This window comes from Stenotrophomonas terrae (genome assembly GCF_039674165.1).
Taxonomy (GTDB): Bacteria; Pseudomonadota; Gammaproteobacteria; order Xanthomonadales; family Xanthomonadaceae; genus Stenotrophomonas; species Stenotrophomonas terrae_A.
This window is the reverse complement of record NZ_JBDJMY010000012.1, coordinates 1-19,714: the sequence shown is the minus strand read 5'-3', so window position 1 is coordinate 19,714 and position 19,714 is coordinate 1. Positions and strand designations below refer to the sequence as shown.

Below are 19,714 nucleotides of genomic sequence, written 5' to 3'. Positions count from 1 at the left end.
CTTAGTTGATGCTGCTCACGGCCTGCGGAGGTGCGGCGGCGGCCCGTTGCATGGGCACCGGCTTGGCCTGCACCGGCATGCCGGGCATGAACACCTTCTGCACGCCGTCGACGATGACCTTGTCGCCAGCGGCAAGGCCGTGTTCGACGATGCGCAGGCCTTCGGCGTTGCGGCCAAGCTGCACGTCACGCCGTTCCGATTTGCCGTCCTTGTCCAGCACGTAGACGTACTTGCGGTCCTGGTCGGTCAGCACTGCCTTGTCGTCCACCAGCACAGCCTGGAACTGCCCGCTGCCCAGCAGCCGCACGCGTGCGAACAGGCCGGGGGTGAACTCGCGGTTGCTGTTTTCCAGCAGCGCACGCACGCGGATGGTGCCGGTGCTGCGGGTCACCTGGTTGTCGAGGAAGTCGACCTTGCCTTCGTGCGGGAAGCCGTCCTCACCGCTCAGGCCAACCTTTACCGGCAGGGCCTGGTCGCGCTCGCTCGGGCGCTCGCCGTCGCGTGCCATCTGCGCGTAACGCAGGTAGGTGGATTCGTCGGCGTCGAAATAGACGTGCACCGTATCCAGCGACACCAGCGTGGTCAGCACACTGGCGGCGTCGCCTGCGGTGACCAGGTTACCGGCGGTGACCATCGCGCGCCCGGCGCGGCCGTTGATCGGCGCGCGCACCTGGGTGAACTCCAAGTTGAGCCGCGCGGCATCCAAAGCGGCCTGCGCCGCCTGCACCTGCGCACCGGCCTGATCGGCGCTGGCCCGGCGCTGCTCGGCGGTTTCCGTGGCGATGGCCTGCTGTTCGGCCAGGCGACGCGCGCGTTCGGATTCACTGCGGGCCAGCGTGGCCTGGGTGCGTGCGCGGTTCAACTCGGCCTGGGCGCGGTTGAATTCGGCCTGGTAGCTGCGCGCGTCGATGGTGAACAGCACGTCGCCCTTCTTCACCTCCTCGCCTTCGACATAGTTGACCTTGTCGATATAGCCGGAGACGCGTGGGCGCAGTTCCACGCTCTGCACCGCCTCCACGCGGCCGCTGAATTCGTCCCACTGGGAGATCTGCTTGATCAGCACCGGCGCGACGCTGACTTCGGGCGGCGGCGGTGCGGCGTTTTCTGCGTGGCCGCCACTGCAGGCGGCAAGCACGGCCAGGGTCAATGCCGACATGCTGGCCAGCGCGGCACGTCGAAGCACTGGTGATTGCGAAATACCTTTCATTTCATTCTCCAAGGGGGGAGGTAATCAGGGGACAGAAGGACAACAGCGTCAGCTTCGACATCGCAGCGCCGGCGCCGGATCGCGCGGGCGTTTGCGCTGCACTGCGGGAAGTTGCGAAAACCTTGTGCGGAAAGTGCGCATCACTGTCCCGCCCGCGGAAATTTTTGGACCATCCATGGGACAACGGCGCGCAGCAGCGTGCGCAGGAGGCCGGCTACTGGTCCTTTCGAGTGCGCCGAAGGCAGCCCCGTGGCGACATCCGACAGGGCTTCAAACTGCAGTGGATTCAAGCGATTGCCTGTCATCCCTGCACGCAGAACATTGCTGTACCTGGGTTCGCGGCGGGGCGTAGGCAGGGTCAATGGGGAGCGCATACGCATGGCAACTTGTCCGTCGTGAACACAGGCGTACAAGGTAGGCCTCAAATCCATACTTGATTAGTACGAATTCAAGGGAATAATCATCCCGTCGCCGGCACAATTCCGCTGCCGCTAGGGTTCTCCCATGGCCAATGATCTCAACGACACCCTGATCTTCGTCAAAGTTGTCGAACAGGGCAGCTTCACCGCTGCCGCGCGCCTGCTCGGCCAGCCCAAGACCACGGTCAGCCGCAAGGTGCAGGAGTTGGAAACCCGCCTGGGTGCGCGCCTGCTGCACCGGACCACGCGCCGCCTCGGCCTGACCGAAGCCGGCACCGTCTACTACGAGCATTGCCAACGTATCGCCCGCGAGCTGGACCAGGCCGAGAGTGCCGTCAGCCAGCTGCAGTCGGGGCCGCGCGGATGGTTGCGTTTCACCGTTCCGTATTCGATTGGCACAAGCTGGATTGCGCCACTGCTGGGCCAGTTCCAGAGTGCCTACCCGGACATCCGCGTGGACATGCACCTGGGCAACGAAGCCATGGACCTGATCAGCGGTGAAGTGGATATGGCGCTACGGGTCGGCCCGCTGCCCGACTCCAACCTGATCGCGCGCAAGCTGGGCAGCCTGCGCACCCAGGTATTCGCCAGCCCGGCCTACATCGACCTGCACGGTGAACCGCAGCACCCGGATGAACTGCAATTCCACCGCACCTTGGCAGTGCGCAAGCCGCAACACGGCCAGAACCAGCGTTTCACCTGGGCCTTGGCCGAGCACGGCGGTGACATGCGTGAGTTCACCGTCAATCCCCTGCTGCTGGCCAACGACCCTTCAGCACTGAACGCACCCATGGTCGCCGGCGAAGGCCTGGTGCTGAGCAGCGACGTGATGGCCAAGCCCTTTGTCGAAGCCGGCCTGGTGCGGCGCGTGCTGCCGGGCTGGACCGGCCCGAACTACGACTTCAACGCGGTCTTTGCCGGTGGCCGCCTGGTGTCGCCGAAGGTGCGTGTTTTCATCGACTTCCTGGTCGCCAAGCTCAACTTCGACGCCAACTACATGCTGCTGCAATGCCCAAACGCCAAGCGCCTGGCCGATATCGAGCAGGAATACCAGCAGCGTTCCAAGGCCCACCCCAAGCTGCGCATCGTCGAAGCGCTCAGCGCCTGAGTTGCGCCCCAATAAACAGCAACGGCGCCAATGAAGGCGCCGTTGCTGTTGTGACATCCATCGATCAGGCCGCCTGCCGGCGATGCGCTGCCGGCAAACTCAGTAACCGCGGTAATACGGCCACAACGGTACGATCTGTACTTCCTTGCAGCCGTCATAGCGGCTGCAGCTGCCGAAGTAACCCGGGCCCGAATAACGCTGGCGGGCGTCGCGGTTGTACGGGCTGTTGTAGAAATCCGGACGCGAAAAATGGCCGGAGCCAAAATAGCGGTATGGCGTGGCGCCGATACTGGATTCGCTCTGGAAGTTCTGCGCCAACGCCGGCGTACCGTCGTTGTCCACATAGCCGTTTTCGTTGTCATAGCGAACCAGACGGTAATACACCGTCTCGCCACCCTGCTTGCGGCTGTGCAGCTGCTCCATGCGCCCACCGCCAGCATCGGCGTAAGCCTTGCCGCCCTCGAACAGCACTTCGCTGGGGTTGACGAATTCTTCCTCCAACGGCGGTGCCGCCGCGGCTCCCGCTGACAATGCAACCAACATGGCCGCTACGGCCACCTTGCTCCAAGCCTTACCCATAATGCGCATGACCACCCTCCTTGATTGGGCACCTGCCTCTGACGACAGCCCGCCGTGATCGCCCAGCCAACCCCGTGGCCGGGCCGTCATTGCTTCCAGTTGCCATCACCCAACGCCCGCAACTGCGGCACGCGCGCGATGACACATCGGGACAAATCCGCGTTCATTATAGGGGCAAGCCAAAGGCACAGCCGTGAAGCAGGTCGATACTCAGGGCCTGCCCTGGGCGCGATAGCCGGCCATCGCCTGATCGATCACCTGCCGCGCCTGCGCCGCATCGCCCCAGCCGTTGAGCTGGATGTCCGCCCCACCCGGCAACTGCTTGTAGCTGCGGAAGAACGCCTCGATGCGTTGGACTTCCATCGCCGGCAGGTCATCCAGGTCGTGGACCTTGGCATAGGTTGGATCAACGGCATCTACCGGCACCCCGAGGATTTTCTCATCGGCCTGGCCCTTGTCGCGCATCCGCAGCACCGCCACCGGCCGGAATCGCAGCACCGCACCGGCCTGGACCGGAAAGCGGGTCAGCACCAGCGCATCCAGCGGATCTCCATCGCCGGCCAGGGTCTGTGGCATTGCCCCGTAATTGGCCGGGTAAGCCACCGGCATCGACAGGAAACGGTCCACCTGCAGTTCGCCATGCGCGCCGAACTCATACTTGATCGCGCCACCGGCGGGGATTTCCACCGCCAGCAGCACTTCCTGCGGGGCGTTCTCCGCTTGCGGCAATGCAAACGGATGCAGCACCTGCGCGCCGGCCAACAGCGGCGAAACCGTGGCCAGCAACATCGCACCCACACGCATCAGCACGCGGCTCATCGGTTCATTCCCAACACCGGTCATCGCGGCCCTTCGGCGAGAGCGGCCGCGGGCAATCGCGTTGTGGAATGCGCCCGTCGGTGATCTCGCTGAAGTGCTTGCCGCCCTGTGCGTCACGGCTGATCTGGAACGCGTCATACAGGCGGCCGGTAGCGGTACGCGCTTCGTAGCGTAGGCCCTTGTCGTCCAGCCGCAATACCTGGAACAACTGCGTGTCCTCGGCAGTGGGCTTCATCGTCGCACGCGCCTGCGGCGACAGCCGGTACTGCTTGGGGCCGGCCACCGATGAGATGTACTGCGGCAAGGCGGCTCCGTCGTCGGCGCGGCGGCCGTAGGTGTGGTCGTGGCCCTGCAGCACCAGATCCACCTTGTGCTGCTGCAGGACCGGACGGATCTCGCTGGCAAGTACCGAGGTATCGCGTTCTGCACGCAGCGGATACAGCGGCTGGTGCACGACCACGATATTCCACACCTGCGCGCTGTCCTCCAATACCTTCTGCAGCCAGCTTGCCTGCGCCTTGGCGGTGCCCAGATCCAGCGCCGAGGTGCCATCCAACACCACCACGCGCAGGCCCTGATAGTCGAACCAGTAGGTCGTGCTGGCGGTGGCGGCAGCGCCATTGGCCGGCAGTGCGAAGGTCACCGGCCAGTGCTTGCCGAGCACCCGCCGCTCCTGCGGCGTGTCTTCGAATTCCTCGAAGTACTCGTGGTTGCCGGCCGCCGGGGCGATCGCCATACCCGGCAACAGCCAGCCGCCGGCGGCGAACCACTCGCCCCACTCGTTGTCATCCTCGCCATCGCCACCGCTGACCAGATCGCCGGCAAACAGGGTCAGCCGCGCATCCGGCGCGGTCTGCCAGCCTTGGCGAATGACCCGGCTGACATGACTGAGGTTCTTGTTCTGGGTATCGCCGAAGTACAGCACGGTCAGCGGCTCGCCCGCCGCAGCGGCCGTGCGGAAGTGCTGCCACGCGCTCCAGGTGCCCTGCCCCTGCACGCGATAGGCATACAGGGTGTCGGCCTGCAGACCATCGATGACGGCACGATGATGCTGGCTGTTGCCGTTCTCGGTCTGCAAGGCCTGGCTGCTTGCGCGCAGCTGCCGCACTTGACCCATGTCCGGCGAATCACCGGCCACGGCCAGCTCCAGCACCGGCGGCTGCGCCAGCGGTGCGGTACGCCATGCCACCGCAAAACCGCTGCTTGCGTCCTGTGCCGGGGAGGCGACGATGCGATCCGGGAAGCCACTGGCCGCATAGTGCTGGCTACCCGCCGGCACCTGCGTATTGGGCTCGGCGGCTGGAGCTGCCCCCACCGCTCCAGCCGCGCCGCTCAAAGCTGCGCCGATCAGGGCAGCCAATAACAGCCGCTGGCTCACACGCTGGGCCCTCACTTGCTGCAGTCCTGCGGCAGCGACAACGCCGTGGCGATGTCACGCCAATCGAAGGCCACCACGCCCTGATCGTCATGCACCGCGTACAAGGCGCCCTGCGGGAAGCGCGCCGAGACCTGCTGGCTGTTCCAGATACCGTCGGTGTTGGCCACGGTATTGCCATGGAACGAGCCCACCGGCGCCAACGTCTTTCGATCGAACAGATGGAAGGTGCTGCGCTGCTTCCCCTGCTCGGTGGTGATCCACCAGCCGCCATCGCCGCAGGTGCGCAACATCACGCCTTCGGCCTGCGCCTGGAACAGGCCACGGCCAAAGGTCTGACCGCTGAAATCACCGGCCAGGTTGTAGACCTTGAACTCGCTGGCGTAGGTTTCATCTTCCTCGGCAATCAGCAGACGGTCGTTGGCCGGATCGCCCCAGATCGACTCAACCACGCGCAATGCGCCCTTGGGCGAGCTGTCGCCGATGCTGCGCACCAGCTTTGCCTGCACCGTGCCGCCCTCAATGCTGACGTGATAGCGGCGCACGCGCTCGTTCAAGCGCTCCAGCGCCGGCAGGATGTCGTTGCCGGCCGCATCCTCGCCATCGTCGTAGGAATCGGTGACATACAGGTCATAGCCGCCCTGCACAGGGTTCACCCACAGGCCATAAGGCTTGCGCAGATCGTTGCCCGCGAACACACCCAGCGGCTTGAAGTCCGGCAACTGCAGCACCTGCACGCGGTGGTTGTCGCGCTCGACGATGAACAGCAGATCGTCCTGCACGGCGATGCCGTTGGGGCGATCGAACTGGCCCAATGCCGTGCCGGTGCTGCCGATGTCACGCAGGTGTTTGCCGGTCTGGCCGTCATAGACCACCAGCTTGTCGGTGGCCTTGGCGGTGGCGATCAGCCACAGCTGGCCGTCGGCGCCGCGCCAGCTGGCCGGCGAATCGATGTTGTCGGCCGGCGTCATCGGGGTCAGGAAGGCTTCCGCCACCAACTTCGGCGGCGCGGCGGTGGCGCCTTCGGCAAGATCGGCGGCGGTCGGCGGCGTCGCCGACCGCGGTGCCGGGTGACAGGCACCGAGCACCAGCGCCATTGCCGTGCAGAGCAGCGCGGCCCTCACAGTGCCACCTTCACGCCGACGGCGTAGGTGCGGCCGTATTCCTCGTTCTGCAGGGTGCGCGAGCGCACGCCCTGGTACAGCTCCAGCGGCTCATCCAGCAGGTTGGAGGCCTCCAGGTACAGGCTCACGTTCTTGCTGAGCTTGTAGTCGAAGCTGAAATCAAGCTGGGTGTGCGGGGCGACATAAATATCAAAGGCACGGCTGTCGCCGATGGTATCCAGGTATTCGCTGCGGTACACACCGGCCAGGCGCGTGCTCAGGCCGCCCCACTCATAACCGATATGCGCGCTGTAGATGTTCTTGGAGGCACGCGGCAGGTTGAAGTCATCACGCTCGCGGCCAGCAATGCCCGGATCGAAATCGGTATCCAGCCAGGTGCCGCTGGCGCCGAGCAACAAGCCCGCCCATGCACCCGGCAGGAAGCTCAGCTGCTGCTGCCAGTTGAACTCGGCACCAAACACCCTGGCCTTGTCGCCATTGATCGAGCGGGTGACGTCGAAGCCCGGATATTGCGGGTCATTGTCGGTCACCGTCTGCACGATATAGCCATCAATGGATTTGTGGAACAGCCCCAGCGAGACGATGCCGCTGTCGCCCAGATAACGCTCGAACGAGAAATCCAGGTTGGTGGACTCGTACGGGTCCAGGTTCGGATTGCCGATACGCGCTTCTTCATCGTCGCGGTTGACCGCCAGGCGCGGCGACACATCACCAAACGCAGGGCGCGCCACGGTCTTGTTGACCGAACCACGCAGCACCCAGTTGTTGTTGGTGTCATAACGCAGGTGCAGGCCCGGCAGCACGCTGCTATAGCTGCTGTTGGCAGTACGCGGGGTGACGCTGACGGTCTTGCCATCGGCAGCAACATCCACGTCGTTGCCGGTGGCATTGAACTGCGTGTTCTCCACACGCACGCCGCCAATCACGCGCAGCGCGCCGATATCCCAGGTGCCCATCGCATAGGCCGCAAGGATGTCTTCGTTGGCTACATAGTCCTCTTCCAGCGAGGTCATCAGGTTGCCAGCCACATCGCCGGACTTCGCGCTGTACTTGCTGCCGTTGGCAGCCCACCAGGCGCGCATCGCCGCCGAGCTCATGCCCTGGCCAAGGCTGCCACCACGGTGATCCAGGGTCTTGCCGTTCCAGCTGGACAGATCCACCGCCGGACCGCTGCGCAGCTCGGCTTCGTCCACATTGACGTCGCGTTCGCGCCAACGGCCGAGCACGCCGAACTTGTAACTGGCGTTGTCACCGTCGAAGCGGATGTTGACCTGAGCACTGCGCTCGCTGTCGTCGATCTGCTTGGGCGAGATCACCACGCGGTCGAAGGCGTAGTTGGCGTTGTCCATCCAGCCACTGTCGCTGAGACTCAGGCCGGGGATGCCGCTGTTCTGGTTGAGCGTGGCCGACATGTCATCGCCGTCGTAGTCAAAACGCGCCTCCATTTCATCGTTCACCCGCTCGCGGGTCTTGGTGTAGCCGATGCGGTAATCCAGCACTGCGTCGGTCAAACGGTTCTCACCGCCGAGGCTGAGCGCAAAGGTATTCTCTTCCTTGGTGCGGTAGCGCATGCGCTTGCTGATGGCATCGGCCGGCAGCGCATCCACCTGGTAGCGACCACCACCCAGCGCGCTGATTTCGCCATCGCCCAGGCCGAAGATGGTGCGCTGGCGGGTTTCGGCATCGTCGAACTGGCTGTACAGCGTGCGCAGGTAGTAACGGTTGGCATCGTCCGGGCGCCAGTCCAGGTTCACGTTGGCGCCGGTGCGCTCGCGCTCGATGGTGTACTTGCGGTGCTGCAGATCGACGGCGACCAGATCATCGTCGGCGCCACCATCGAAGTTGTCGTACTCGACTTCGGTATTGTCCGATTCGAACTTGCGCTTCTGGTAGTTCACGCCCACCGCCACGCCAAAGGTGCCGCCGAATACGTCGCTGTAATTGAACGCCGCCTTCGGGCTGGTCTCGCCGGACAACTCCTGGTGGCTGGCTTCCAGCTTGCCCTTCAAGGAGCGTCCATCGCGATCGAAGGCCGAGGCCGATTCAACCACCACCGCGCCACCGATGGCATCACCGGGCATATCCGGGGTTGCCGACTTGATCACCCGCAGCCGCTCGGTGGACTCGGAGGGAATCACATCCAGCGGTGCCGCGCGTGAGGAATCCTCTGGCGTACCGATGGCGATGCCGTCGATGCTGACGCTGTTCAAGGCCGCGTCCAGGCCACGGATCACCACAAAGCGACCCTCGCCCTGATCACGGGTGACGCTGACGCCCGGCAGGCGCTGCAGCGACTCGGCAACGTTCATGTCCGGGTAGTCACCCATCGAGTCGGAAGCAACCGCGTCCTGTACGCCATTGGCGTCGCGCTTGAGTTCCACCGCACGGATCTGTGCTTCGCGCTGGGCACGCACTTCGATGCGTTCCAGGTCGATGGCTGCCGCAGCACCGCCGGCAACAGTGGATGCAGCATCGGCCGTAGCCTGTTGTGCATAGGCAGGCGCGACAGCCATGCAGGCCACCGCGGTCGTCACCGCTACCACCAAGACGCTCTTGCGCACTACCGCCCCCAATCTGTGTAAAGGATGGGTGTGCACGGTATGTCCGTACAGTTACGCGACAGTTACAGTGGCAAAGCGGGAATATTTCAGTCTGTCATGGCATGGGTACAGCCACAGAAACACGCCATCGATCACGCAGCGCCTTCGATTGCCCTGCCGGGGTCAGCGACGCCGCACCCGTACCGTGCCGGACACGCCTTCAACCTGCATCTCATACTCGTAGCCTGTGTCCCAGCGGGTCAGCGTGACCTTTGGAGAATGCCGGTCCGCTGCCTGCCTGCGCCCATCAACCTGTTGCCAGACCTGCCCGTTCCCCAGATGGAAAACGCTGGCACCGCTCCAGCCTTCGAAACGCCCCTCTATCCGGCTTTCGATGACATGCACTGCGGTCGGCGCAGGCGCAGGCGCGGCCCTTCGAGCCGACATGGCGGCAGGAGCAGGTATCACCGGCTCAGTATCCGGTTCGTTCACGTAACCAGATTCCGCGTCGTAGCGGACCAGCCGGTAGTAGACCGGCTCGCCGTTGTGTCGTCGCAGCTGCAGCGGCTCGAGCCGGCCCCGCCCCAGGTCGATGTAGGGCGCCCCGGAACGAAACACCACCTCACTTGGATTCACGACTTCCCGCTCAAGCGGCGGCCGAGCTGATACGTACCCGGCACTACCGGTGCACGCTGCCAACACCAACAAACCCGCACTCACCCGCATTTCATCAGCTCCCTGAGCCGCCCACTCGGCTGCAGACATCATCTCCGCAATCCCGGTTCCGGGCCACCGGCCGGATTGATCACGGCTGCCTGCTTGAACCTGCCTGGACGAGGCGGCAGGCAGCGTCCAGCCAATAGCCGGCTATCCGAGCCGCATCGCCCGAAGCCCCGGCCCGGCAGCTGCGCGTGGCGTGCTGCCACGGCAGAGGCCGGCGCGCAGAAGCGCTAAAATGGCGTCCTCCCCTTCCAGCGCCCCCTCCCCATGAAAATCGTCGAAGTCCGCCACCCCCTGGTCCAGCACAAGATTGGCCTGCTGCGCGATGCGTCCATGAGCACCAAGGATTTCCGCGAGGTGGTCAACGAGCTGGGCACCCTGCTCGCCTATGAGGCCACTGCCAACCTGGAGACGGAAAGCCACACCCAGGCCGGCTGGGCCGGGCCGGTGCAGGTGCAGCGCATTGCCGGTGCCAAGATCACCGTGGTGCCGATCCTGCGTGCAGGCCTGGGCATGCTGAGCGGTGTGTTGTCGCTGATTCCGGCCGCACGTGTCAGCGTGGTCGGCCTGCAGCGCGATGAGGAAACCCTGCAGCCCGTGCCTTACTTCGAGCGCCTGACCGGCCGCCTGGAAGAACGCGATGCGTTGATCCTGGACCCGATGCTGGCTACCGGCGGCACCTTGATCGCCACCATCGACATGCTCAAGCGGGCCGGCGCACGCCGCATCAAGGGCATCTTCCTGGTCGCCGCACCGGAGGGCCTGAAGGCACTGGAAGCCGTACACCCGGACGTGGAGATCTATACCGCCGCCATCGACGAGCGACTCAATGAGAAGGGTTACATCATGCCGGGCCTGGGTGATGCGGGCGACCGCATCTTCGGCACCCGCATCGCCTGAGGGCCGGAACCTGCAGCGTTGGTGCCGCAAGCCTCACCCCAATCAAATGGTGAATACGATGAAACCTGCCATCACCCTGATCCTGACTGCGGCATTCGCCCTCGGCATCCCGCTTGCGGATGCCGCCGACAAGGTCAGCGCCGTGCCCGTCCAGTTCGCCAAAGGGACAAGCAGCTTCAGTACCACCCACAACCTGCGTGGCTACGACAGCGTGAACTACACACTGAATGCCAAGGCCAGCCAATCCATGCGGGTGAGCCTGACCGGCAGCAGCAATGTCGGCTTCAACATCTATGCCCCAGGCGATGTGCCCGGCGTGGCCACGGCGCTTGGCAACGGCAGCGTTGGACAGGAGTGGAACGGCGTTTTGCCGGACTCAGGCACCTATACCGTGCAGGTATATCAGGTGCGGGCGGCCGCCCGGCGTGGCCAGCAAGCGGCTTACGGCATCAGCTTCGCCATTCATTGACGGTACCCCCGCCATGCGCATCGGCATGGCGGGGCTTGCTGCAGCAGCAAGCGCGGTGTGTCAGCGCCGCAACCAGCGTTCGTTTGCAGCCGCAGGAGCTGCCAGTACTTCTCCGGCATGCGCATCCTGGAGCAATTGCAACCGCAGGAACGCGGTGCCCAGCTCGCGGGCCCGCTCGAACAATGCTTCCGGCTCACCGCCAACAAGGTTGTGGTCACCGCCGGCAAGCACCACCCCGGTGTTGTTGCCCGCAGGCGCGGTTTCCACCGCATACAGGTGATCGGCCGGGTCCGTCACGAATCCCGGCACCCTGTCCTCATCGCCGGTGACCAGCAGCAGCGGCACCGCCAACGAAGCATAGGACTGCGCATCCACCAGGCCCGGAATCCGCCCAGGCGAAGAAAAGCCCAGTACCGCGACCACCGATGGGTCACGCAATGGGCCAAGCCCGGAAAACGCGCCGCCAAGCGCTGCGGAGATCAGCGTACCCAAGCTGTGGCCCGTGGCCGCAACCGGCATTCCACGCCAGTGTTTTTCCGCGTAGGCGCTGGCAGCGCGCATGTCGGCGAAGCGTTCGGTCAAGCCCTGCTGCAACGAAAACTGCTCCCGCTGGGGATACTTCATCGAATCCACATGCAGCGGCGCCAGCACCACGAAGCCGGCATCTGCCCAGGATTGCAGCAAGCGCTCGTAGCGCTCGGGCCACGCACCGTGCCCCGAGGAGAACAGCACCACGCCGCGCACCTGCGCCGGCTCCCATACCGCCATGGTGGTGGCGCGATCGGCACTGACCTGCAACGGCAGCACATGCGTGGGCGCGGCCAGCGCGAGCGTTACCGGTCCCAGCAAGAGCAGCATGGCCAGCCCGGCACGTCGCAACAGAGAAGATAATTTCAAGACATTGCCCCGATCTGAGAATGATGGGAGCAATGTCGGCTTTGGCAGCGCCGGGAATCAGTGCCGGAAGTCAGTTTCTTTCATGCCGTTGGTCAGCTCATGCCGCCAACGTACGTGCCTTCAACTCGCTCACTTCATGAGCGGTGCCGAAGCGGCCCTTGTCATCGCGTACCACCTGCGCCATCGCGCACTGCGGATCGTGGGTGAAAAACAGATGCACGTTGCGCGCCAGCTTGTCTTCCAGAAACGCACGCTTCTCGTCGATCAACAATTCGGCGTTGCGGTCGTAGCCCATGGTGATCGGCACATGTACCCACGAACGCCCCGGAATAAGATCGGCACAGAACACCACGCCACCGCGCGACTGGCCATTGACCTGCTCCGGCCCGATGATCTCGGCCAGCATCAGCCCCGGCGTATGACCATCGCTGAAGCTGAAACGCACCGACTCGCCCAGCACCTTCGAATGGGGACCGTTTACGATCTCCAGGCGCCCGCTGGCTTCCAGTAAACCCGCCAATTCGGGAATGAAGCTGGCACGATCACGCGGGTGCGGATGGCGGGCACGTTCCCAATGTTCGGCACCAATGACGAAGGTCGCATTGGGAAACAGCAGCTCGGGCTCGCGACCTTCCGACCACGGCGCCAGCAGGCCACCGGCATGGTCGAAATGCAGGTGGCTCAGCACCACCACGTCAATGTCTTCATGCTCAAAGCCCGCTTCACGCAGCGAATCGATCAGCACGTGTCGCGGCTCCTGCACGCCGTAGCGCTCACGCAGCTTGGGCTCGAAGAAGGCACCAATACCGGTTTCGAACAGCACTGTCTTGCCGCCCAAAGGACTGGCCAGCAACGCCCGGCATGCCAGTTCGATGCGGTTGGCGTCATCGGCTGGCGCCCAGCGTTCCCACAAGGCCTTGGGCGCGTTGCCGAACATTGCGCCGCCATCGAGTTTTTGCGAGTTACCGCGAATCGACCATAGTTTCATATGAAAATTCTACCCGCCGCGCGTTAAATATTCGCAAGTAAATGCTGACGGATAATTGACGCGGGCCGCTATAGATCAACAGCGCAACATTGCATCTTGTTTCTGGGTTGATGGCAACGGCTGTGTTGCGGATTATGTCGGGGTATTGATGCCTGGCTTGGGCATTGCGCATGTGCTCCTCCGGCCCTCGCTTTCATTCCTGCGACAGCGAAAAGGCGCAGACAATGCAGTGCCAGCAGATCTCGCGGCACCTGCGCGTTACCCGGCAAAGAAAAACCCCGCCGTAGCGGGGTTTTCTGTTTGACTCAGTCGGCCTTGCCGAACTTGCGAACCTCGGCACTGCCCACCGGGTTGCGCGGATCACTGCCGCCGCTGAGAACATTGCTGCGCCGGTCCCACTCCACCGTCTGCAGGTTGCCCCACACATGGCTGGAACCACGGCCACCCGCTGCCGAGTCACCCGGCAGTTCAACCTTGTGGCCCATCGCCTGCAGCTGCCGGGCTACTTCCGGCGAGAACGCACCAGTTTCGGCCGAAATCTCATCCGGCAACCACTGGTGGTGGTAGCGCGGCAAGGCCGCGACCTGCTGCGCATCCAGGCCTGCGTCATAGCCGAGGATGCCGAGCAGCACCATGGTGATGATGCGGCTGCCACCCGGCGTGCCAATCACCACCACCTTGTCGTCATTTTCCATGAAGGTCGGCGTCATCGAGCTGAGCATGCGCTTGCCCTTGGCCGGCGCATTGGCCGCGTAGCCCATCACCCCGAACGCGTTCGGCGTGCCCGGCTTGAGCGCGAAATCGTCCATCTCGTTGTTCAACAGCACGCCGGTGCCGGCCGGGATCAAACCCGAGCCGTACAACAGGTTCACCGTCTGGGTGCCACCAACGCGGTTGCCTTCGCTGTCGATGATCGAGAAGTGGGTGGTCTCGTCGTCTTCCAGCGGCGTCGGGTTGCCCGACAGCAGGTCGCTGGGCGTGGCCTTTTCCGGATGGATGGTGGCACGCAGGCCCTGTGCGTAATCGCGGCTGGTCAGCACCTTCTGCGGGATGTCGACGAAGTCCGGGTCACCGAGGAAGAAGGTGCGGTCACGATAGGCGCGACGCATCGCTTCCACCACCAGATGGGTGCTGTGTGCCTGGTCCATCTTGTTCAGATCCCAGGGTTCCAGGATCTGCAGCATCGAGGCCAGCGCAATGCCACCGGAAGACGGCGGCGAGGCAGTGGTGATCTTCCAGCCGCGGTAATCGAACACGATAGGCTCGCGGGTCTTGACCGTGTAGCCGGCCAGTTCCTCGGCGGTCCAGCGGCCACCGGCCTGCTTTACGCCAGCCAGCAGCTTGCGCCCGGTTTCACCCCGGTAGAAGCCGTCAAATCCGTTGGCGGCGAGCAGCTGCAGGGTGTGTGCCAGCTCCGGCTGCTTGAAGATGTCACCCTCGGCGATCGGCTTGCCGTTGCGCAGGTAAACCTCGCGGGTACCCGGATAACGGTCCATCACCTCACGGCGGCTGGCGTAGCCACGCGCCATGCGTGCGTAAACCGGAAAACCATCGGTAGCCACGCGGATCGCCGGTGCCAGCGAATCGCTGAGCGGCAGCTTGCCGTGCTCGCGGGCCAGCTTCACCAGCGCCGCAGGCAGGCCTGGGATGCCAGCCGACCACGGGCCATTGACCGAGCGGTCGCGGTCCAGCTCGCCGTTCTTGTCCAGGAACCGGTCCGGCGTGGCGGATTCGGGCGAGGTTTCGCGCGCGTCCAGCATCACGTCCTTGCCGGTCTTGGCATCATGCAGCAGGAAAAACCCACCGCCACCCAGCCCCGAGCTGATCGGCTCAACCACCGCCAGGGTGGACGACACGGCAACGGCAGCATCGAACGCATTGCCGCCCTTGCCGAGGATTTCCATGCCGGCCTGGGTTGCCAGCGAATGACCGCTGGCAATCGCAGCGCCGTCAGGGTGCGTGGCGCGGGCCGGTGCGGTATCAGCGGCCCACGCAACCGGTGCCAGCACCAGCGCGAACAGCAGCAGCGAACGAGCAACGTGTTTCATGCCGTTGGTTTCTCCTATGGGTAGAGCTCAGGGTGGTCGCGTTGCAGGCCGGCCAGTTTGGCCAGCAGCTGATCTTCGGTCTCGACGATATCCGGGTCCGGGTCGATGCATTCGACCGGGCACACCACCACGCATTGCGGTTCATCGAAATGACCGACACATTCGGTGCAACGGGCTGGATCGATCACATAGATCGTCTCGCCCATGGCGATTGCCTGATTGGGACAGGCCGGCTCGCAGACGTCGCAGTTGACGCAGAGCTCATTGATTTTCAGAGACATTGTTGCGGTGTTCCCGTCAGAGCGGGGCTTGCAACCGGCGCATGCCGGTTCATCGGACCTGCTGTTCGTGGCCTGCCAGGGGCAGCGCCGACAGCAAGCTTACCGGATCCTGCTTTTGCCGGGGCCGGGCTGGCGGCAGCGCCGCAGTCCCGCAGCGTTCCGCTGATGTGGAGACCGGCTTGGGCGGCATCGGCAATGTGCAGGACTTGTTGAACCTGGCCGCAGCCGCATCGGGCCGGGGCCGAGCCAACCTGCAAGCGGAGCAACCCCCACCGCTGCGGGGGTCACGCCGTGGCAACAGCGGGGCCGCAAGGCAGCCCCGCCATTGAATTACTTGGCTTCGACGAAGATGTAGTCGGCGCCGGTCGGCTTGACGATGGTCTGCACGCGGGCGTTGTCAGCGGCGTCGCCGATGAACACCACGCGCACACCCTTCATCGAGTCGGCCTGCACGTCCTTGAAGCCGCTTTCGATCAGGTCAGCCATCTTGGCCGAGTTCGACGAACCGAAGGCCAGCATGTTGCCCGGCTGGATGCCACGGCCAATGGCGGTGGTGGCGCTCTCGACCTGACGGTCGTACTTGGCAGCGAACTCCGGGTCCGAAGCCGGCGGCAGGTAGTACAGGAACGGGCTGGCGGTGATGTTGCCCATGTTCTGCACGGCAACGGCCTGCAGGTACTTCTTCCAGCCTGCATCGTCGTCCTTGGCCGGGGCGACCAGTGCCTGCTGCGCTTCAACTACCGGCGCTTCTTCTTTTTTGCAGGCGGTTACAGCCAGCACCATCGAGGCGGCAAGCAGCACGCGCATCGTGTTCTTCATGATCGTTCTCCCGTTGAAAGTGGTGTTACTGAAAGAGGTTTACTGCCCGCGAGCTTCGCGGGCCTTGCGCAACGCTTCAAGCACGGTTGCCGGCACGAAGCCGGACACATCCCCGCCCAACCGGGCGATTTCGCGCACCAGTGAGGAGGAAATGAAGCTGTGCTGTTCGGAGGGGGTGAGGAACAGGGTTTCCACCTCCGGGATCAGATGGCGGTTCATGCTGGCCATCTGGAATTCGTATTCGAAATCGGACACCGCACGCAGGCCGCGCAGCAGCACCCCGCCATGCACCGAGCGCACGAAATGGGCCAGCAGGGTATCGAAGCCCACTACTTCCACATTGTCGTGGTGCTGCAAGGCCTCCACCGCCAGCGCTACGCGCAGGTCCAGCGACAGCGTCGGGCCCTTGGCTGGGCTCTGCGCCACGCCCACCACTACTTTCTCGAACAGCGGCGCGGCGCGATTCACCAGATCGATGTGACCGTTGGTGATCGGGTCGAAAGTGCCCGGGTATACAGCGATGCGGCGGTTGGCTGAGGTCATGCGGGTTCGGTCGCGTTCATGTCGCCGCGAAGTGTAGCAGCGGCTCGTCGATAGAGGGCATAGCCCACTTCGCGGGTACTGCCTTCGCGTCGCAGCTGCCATTCCGCCGGCAACAGCGGGGCCGCACCCACCGGCGCTTCCACATACAGCCATGCGTCCGCAGCCACATGCCGGGGCAGCCGCGCAATCACCTGTTCCCACAAACCGGCTGCAAAAGGAGGGTCCAGAAACACCACATCTGCCTGCGCGGCAGCCGCGCTGTCCAGCCATTGCACCGCATCGGCGGCAATCACCTCGACCTGGGCGGCTGCATCCAGCCGCTCCACCACCCCACGCAGGGCGGCCACCAGGCGTGGATCGCGCTCCACCAACTGCGCCTGGGCGGCACCGCGCGACACCGCCTCCAGCCCCAGCGCACCGCTGCCGGCGAACAGATCCAGCACCCGCGCGCCCGGCAGTTTGGGCATCAGCCAGTTGAACAGGGTTTCGCGGACGCGGTCGCTGGTCGGCCGCAAACCCGGCAATTCAGGAACCTGCAGGCGGGTGTTGCGCCAGCGCCCACCCACGATGCGCACCTGGCCGCTGCCGGCGGCGAGCTTGCCGTGCGGCGCGCTCATCCGGCCCACACCGGCAAAGCCAATGACAAAACGCGGCAAATCAAATACATCGGCGGCCTACATCGATCAACTCTGGGGTGTGCAGATGATAGACCAGCACCCGCCCCGGCCGCTCCCACCTTGAAATCGGCCCATTCACCCTTACCCCAGTTGCAGCCGCCGCGCAGCTGCGCGGCCCCTCTGCAACGGAGCACCCCGACCGATGACTGACCAGAATCACAAGGAAACCCGCGGTTTCCAGACCGAGGTGAAGCAGCTGCTGCACCTGATGATCCATTCGCTGTACTCGAACAAGGAGATCTTCCTGCGCGAGCTGGTGTCCAATGCCGCCGACGCCGCCGACAAGCTGCGTTTCGAAGCGCTGACCCAGCCCGAGCTGCTTGAAGGCGGCGCACCACTGCGCATCCGCATCGAAGCCGACCCGGTCGCACGCACCCTGACCATCGACGACAACGGCATTGGCCTGAGCCGCGATGAGGCCATCGCGCACCTGGGCACCATCGCCAAATCCGGCACCGCCGAGTTCCTGAAGAACCTGTCCGGTGACCAGAAGAAGGACTCCAACCTGATCGGCCAGTTCGGCGTCGGCTTCTACTCGGCCTTCATCGTTGCCGACCAGGTCGACGTCTACAGCCGCCGCGCCGGCCTGCCGGCCAGCGAAGGCGTGCATTGGTCATCGAAGGGCGAAGGCGAGTTCGAAGTTGAAACCATCGACAAGCCCGAGCGCGGCACCCGCATCGTGCTGCACCTGAAGGAAGGCGAAGACAGCTATACCGATGGCTGGCAGCTGCGCAGCCTGATCAAAAAGTATTCCGACCATATCGGCCTGCCGATAGAGCTGCAGAAGGAACATCACGGCGAAGAAGCCGACAAGCCGGCCACCCCGGAGTGGGAAACCGTCAACCGCGCCAATGCGCTGTGGACCCGCCCCAAGTCCGAGGTCAAGGACGAGGAGTACAAGGAGTTCTACAAGCACATCGCGCATGACCCGACCGACCCGCTGGCCTGGACCCACAACAAGGTCGAGGGCAAGCTGGAATACACCTCGCTGCTGTACACGCCGGGCCGCGCGCCGTTCGACCTGTACCACCGCGACGCACCCAAGGGCCTGAAGCTCTATGTGCAGCGCGTTTTCATCATGGACCAGGCCGAGCAGTTCCTGCCGCTGTACCTGCGTTTCATCAAGGGCGTGGTCGATTCCAACGACCTGCCGTTGAACGTGTCGCGTGAAATCCTGCAGTCCGGCCCGGTGATCGACTCGATGAAGTCGGCACTGACCAAGCGTTCGCTGGACATGCTGGAGAAGCTGGCCAAGGACAAGCCGGAAGACTACGCAGGCTTCTGGAAGAACTTCGGCCAGGTGCTGAAGGAAGGCCCGGCCGAGGACTACGGCAACCGTGAAAAGGTCGCCGGCCTGCTGCGTTTCGCCTCCACCCATGACGGCAGCGGCGAGCAGAGCGTTGCCTTGGCCGACTATATCGGCCGCATGATCGAAGGCCAGGACAAGATCTATTACCTGACCGGCGAGAGCTTCCAGCAGGTCAAGGACAGCCCGCATCTTGAGGTGTTCCGCAAGAAGGGCATTGAAGTACTGCTGATGACCGATCGCATCGATGAGTGGCTGATGAGCTACCTCACCGAGTTCGACGGCAAGTCCTTCGCCGACATCGCCCGTGGCGATCTGGACCTGGGCAAGCTGGAAAGCGAAGAAGACAAGAAGGCGCAGGAAGAAGTTGCCAAGACCAAGGAAGGCCTGGCCACGCGCCTGAAGACTGCGTTGGGCGAGGAAGTGGCCGAAGTGCGTGTTTCGCACCGTTTGACCGACTCCCCGGCGATCCTGGCCATCGGCGAACAGGACCTGGGCCTGCAGATGCGCCAGATCCTGGAAGCCAGCGGCCAGAAGGTGCCGGACAGCAAGCCGGTATTCGAGTTCAACCCGAGCCATCCGCTGATCGAGAAGCTGGATGCGGAACCCGACATGGACCGCTTCAACGACCTGGCCCATGTGCTGTTCGACCAGGCCGCACTGGCCGCCGGCGACAGCCTGAAGGACCCGGCCGGCTACGTACGACGCTTGAACAAGCTGCTGCTGGAGCTGTCGGCCTGAGCTCAGGGGGGCTGTAGTGCCGAGCCATGCTCGGCAGAGGCCTTCCCGGTAGAGCCCGTAGTGCCGAGCCATGCTCGGCAAAGGCTTTACCAGTACAGCCGCAAAAGCCGCCCTCACCCCAACCCCTCTCCCGCAAACGGGAGAGGGGCTCAAA

General features: G+C 64.2%; 18 protein-coding genes. 4 read left to right on the top strand and 14 right to left on the bottom strand.

The window, feature by feature from the left end; all coding sequences use genetic code 11:
- Position 1: 1 nt before the first annotated feature.
- Positions 2 to 1,156 (bottom strand): efflux RND transporter periplasmic adaptor subunit, encoded by a 1,155-nt coding sequence (locus tag ABE493_RS07500; protein WP_346498419.1) that lies wholly within the window; start codon positions 1,154 to 1,156, stop codon positions 2 to 4.
- Positions 1,157 to 1,711: 555 nt separating this feature from the next.
- On the opposite strand from ABE493_RS07500, the gene ABE493_RS07495 reads away from it, so the two are divergent.
- Positions 1,712 to 2,734, top strand: a complete 1,023-nt coding sequence (locus tag ABE493_RS07495) for a LysR family transcriptional regulator (RefSeq protein ID WP_346498313.1) — start codon at positions 1,712 to 1,714, stop codon at positions 2,732 to 2,734.
- Between the two features lie 99 nt (positions 2,735 to 2,833).
- Here the strand turns inward: ABE493_RS07495 and ABE493_RS07490 are convergent, their stop codons facing one another.
- The 6 genes from ABE493_RS07490 to ABE493_RS07465 form a co-directional block, all read right to left on the bottom strand.
- A complete protein-coding gene (locus ABE493_RS07490; protein ID WP_430980732.1) occupies positions 2,834 to 3,313 on the bottom strand; it encodes a hypothetical protein in 480 nt (159 codons plus the stop codon).
- A 210-nt stretch (positions 3,314 to 3,523) separates the two neighbouring features.
- Entirely contained in the window at positions 3,524 to 4,132 is a 609-nt protein-coding gene (locus tag ABE493_RS07485; RefSeq protein ID WP_430980729.1) for an inorganic diphosphatase, read from the bottom strand.
- A 4-nt stretch (positions 4,133 to 4,136) separates the two neighbouring features.
- Positions 4,137 to 5,525 (bottom strand): metallophosphoesterase, encoded by a 1,389-nt coding sequence (locus ABE493_RS07480; protein WP_430980728.1) that lies wholly within the window; start codon positions 5,523 to 5,525, stop codon positions 4,137 to 4,139.
- Positions 5,522 to 6,604 carry a phytase gene (locus ABE493_RS07475; RefSeq protein WP_346498416.1) on the bottom strand — a complete coding sequence of 361 codons (1,083 nt, stop codon included), beginning with the start codon at positions 6,602 to 6,604 and terminating at the stop codon, positions 5,522 to 5,524. Before ABE493_RS07475 ends, ABE493_RS07480 begins: the two co-directional genes overlap by 4 nt.
- Positions 6,605 to 6,627: 23 nt before the next feature.
- The gene (locus ABE493_RS07470) at positions 6,628 to 9,144 is read right to left on the bottom strand and encodes a TonB-dependent receptor (RefSeq protein ID WP_346498311.1); all 2,517 of its coding nucleotides are present in this window, start codon (positions 9,142 to 9,144) and stop codon (positions 6,628 to 6,630) included.
- Positions 9,145 to 9,354: 210 nt separating this feature from the next.
- On the bottom strand, positions 9,355 to 9,939 hold the full coding sequence (locus ABE493_RS07465; RefSeq protein ID WP_346498310.1) for a hypothetical protein: 585 nt from the start codon (positions 9,937 to 9,939) through the stop codon (positions 9,355 to 9,357).
- 219 nt (positions 9,940 to 10,158) lie between these two features.
- Between ABE493_RS07465 and upp the strand changes: the two genes are divergently transcribed.
- A complete protein-coding gene (upp, locus tag ABE493_RS07460; protein ID WP_346498309.1) occupies positions 10,159 to 10,791 on the top strand; it encodes a uracil phosphoribosyltransferase in 633 nt (210 codons plus the stop codon).
- Positions 10,792 to 10,849: 58 nt separating this feature from the next.
- Positions 10,850 to 11,260: a g-type lysozyme inhibitor gene (locus ABE493_RS07455; RefSeq protein WP_346498308.1), complete on the top strand. Its 411-nt coding sequence runs from the start codon at positions 10,850 to 10,852 to the stop codon at positions 11,258 to 11,260.
- A 60-nt stretch (positions 11,261 to 11,320) separates the two neighbouring features.
- Here the strand turns inward: ABE493_RS07455 and ABE493_RS07450 are convergent, their stop codons facing one another.
- The 7 genes from ABE493_RS07450 to rsmD form a co-directional block, all read right to left on the bottom strand.
- Positions 11,321 to 12,157, bottom strand: a complete 837-nt coding sequence (locus ABE493_RS07450; protein WP_346498307.1) for a hypothetical protein — start codon at positions 12,155 to 12,157, stop codon at positions 11,321 to 11,323.
- A gap of 97 nt (positions 12,158 to 12,254) precedes the next feature.
- Positions 12,255 to 13,145: an MBL fold metallo-hydrolase gene (locus ABE493_RS07445; protein WP_346498306.1), complete on the bottom strand. Its 891-nt coding sequence runs from the start codon at positions 13,143 to 13,145 to the stop codon at positions 12,255 to 12,257.
- 305 nt (positions 13,146 to 13,450) lie between these two features.
- Positions 13,451 to 15,193, bottom strand: a complete 1,743-nt coding sequence (gene ggt, locus ABE493_RS07440) for a gamma-glutamyltransferase (protein WP_346498305.1) — start codon at positions 15,191 to 15,193, stop codon at positions 13,451 to 13,453.
- A gap of 14 nt (positions 15,194 to 15,207) precedes the next feature.
- A complete protein-coding gene (locus ABE493_RS07435; RefSeq protein WP_057629977.1) occupies positions 15,208 to 15,474 on the bottom strand; it encodes a YfhL family 4Fe-4S dicluster ferredoxin in 267 nt (88 codons plus the stop codon).
- Positions 15,475 to 15,804: 330 nt separating this feature from the next.
- Positions 15,805 to 16,293 (bottom strand): hypothetical protein, encoded by a 489-nt coding sequence (locus ABE493_RS07430; RefSeq protein ID WP_346498304.1) that lies wholly within the window; start codon positions 16,291 to 16,293, stop codon positions 15,805 to 15,807.
- 39 nt (positions 16,294 to 16,332) lie between these two features.
- Positions 16,333 to 16,836 (bottom strand): pantetheine-phosphate adenylyltransferase, encoded by a 504-nt coding sequence (coaD, locus tag ABE493_RS07425; RefSeq protein WP_062166234.1) that lies wholly within the window; start codon positions 16,834 to 16,836, stop codon positions 16,333 to 16,335.
- Positions 16,833 to 17,453, bottom strand: coding sequence for a 16S rRNA (guanine(966)-N(2))-methyltransferase RsmD (rsmD, locus tag ABE493_RS07420; RefSeq protein ID WP_346498303.1), 621 nt, complete (start codon positions 17,451 to 17,453; stop codon positions 16,833 to 16,835). The genes coaD and rsmD overlap by 4 nt, the downstream gene beginning before the upstream one ends.
- Positions 17,454 to 17,655: 202 nt before the next feature.
- On the opposite strand from rsmD, the gene htpG reads away from it, so the two are divergent.
- Complete coding sequence (gene htpG / locus ABE493_RS07415) at positions 17,656 to 19,560, top strand: molecular chaperone HtpG (RefSeq protein WP_346498302.1); 1,905 nt, start codon at positions 17,656 to 17,658, stop codon at positions 19,558 to 19,560.
- Positions 19,561 to 19,714 lie beyond the last annotated feature (154 nt).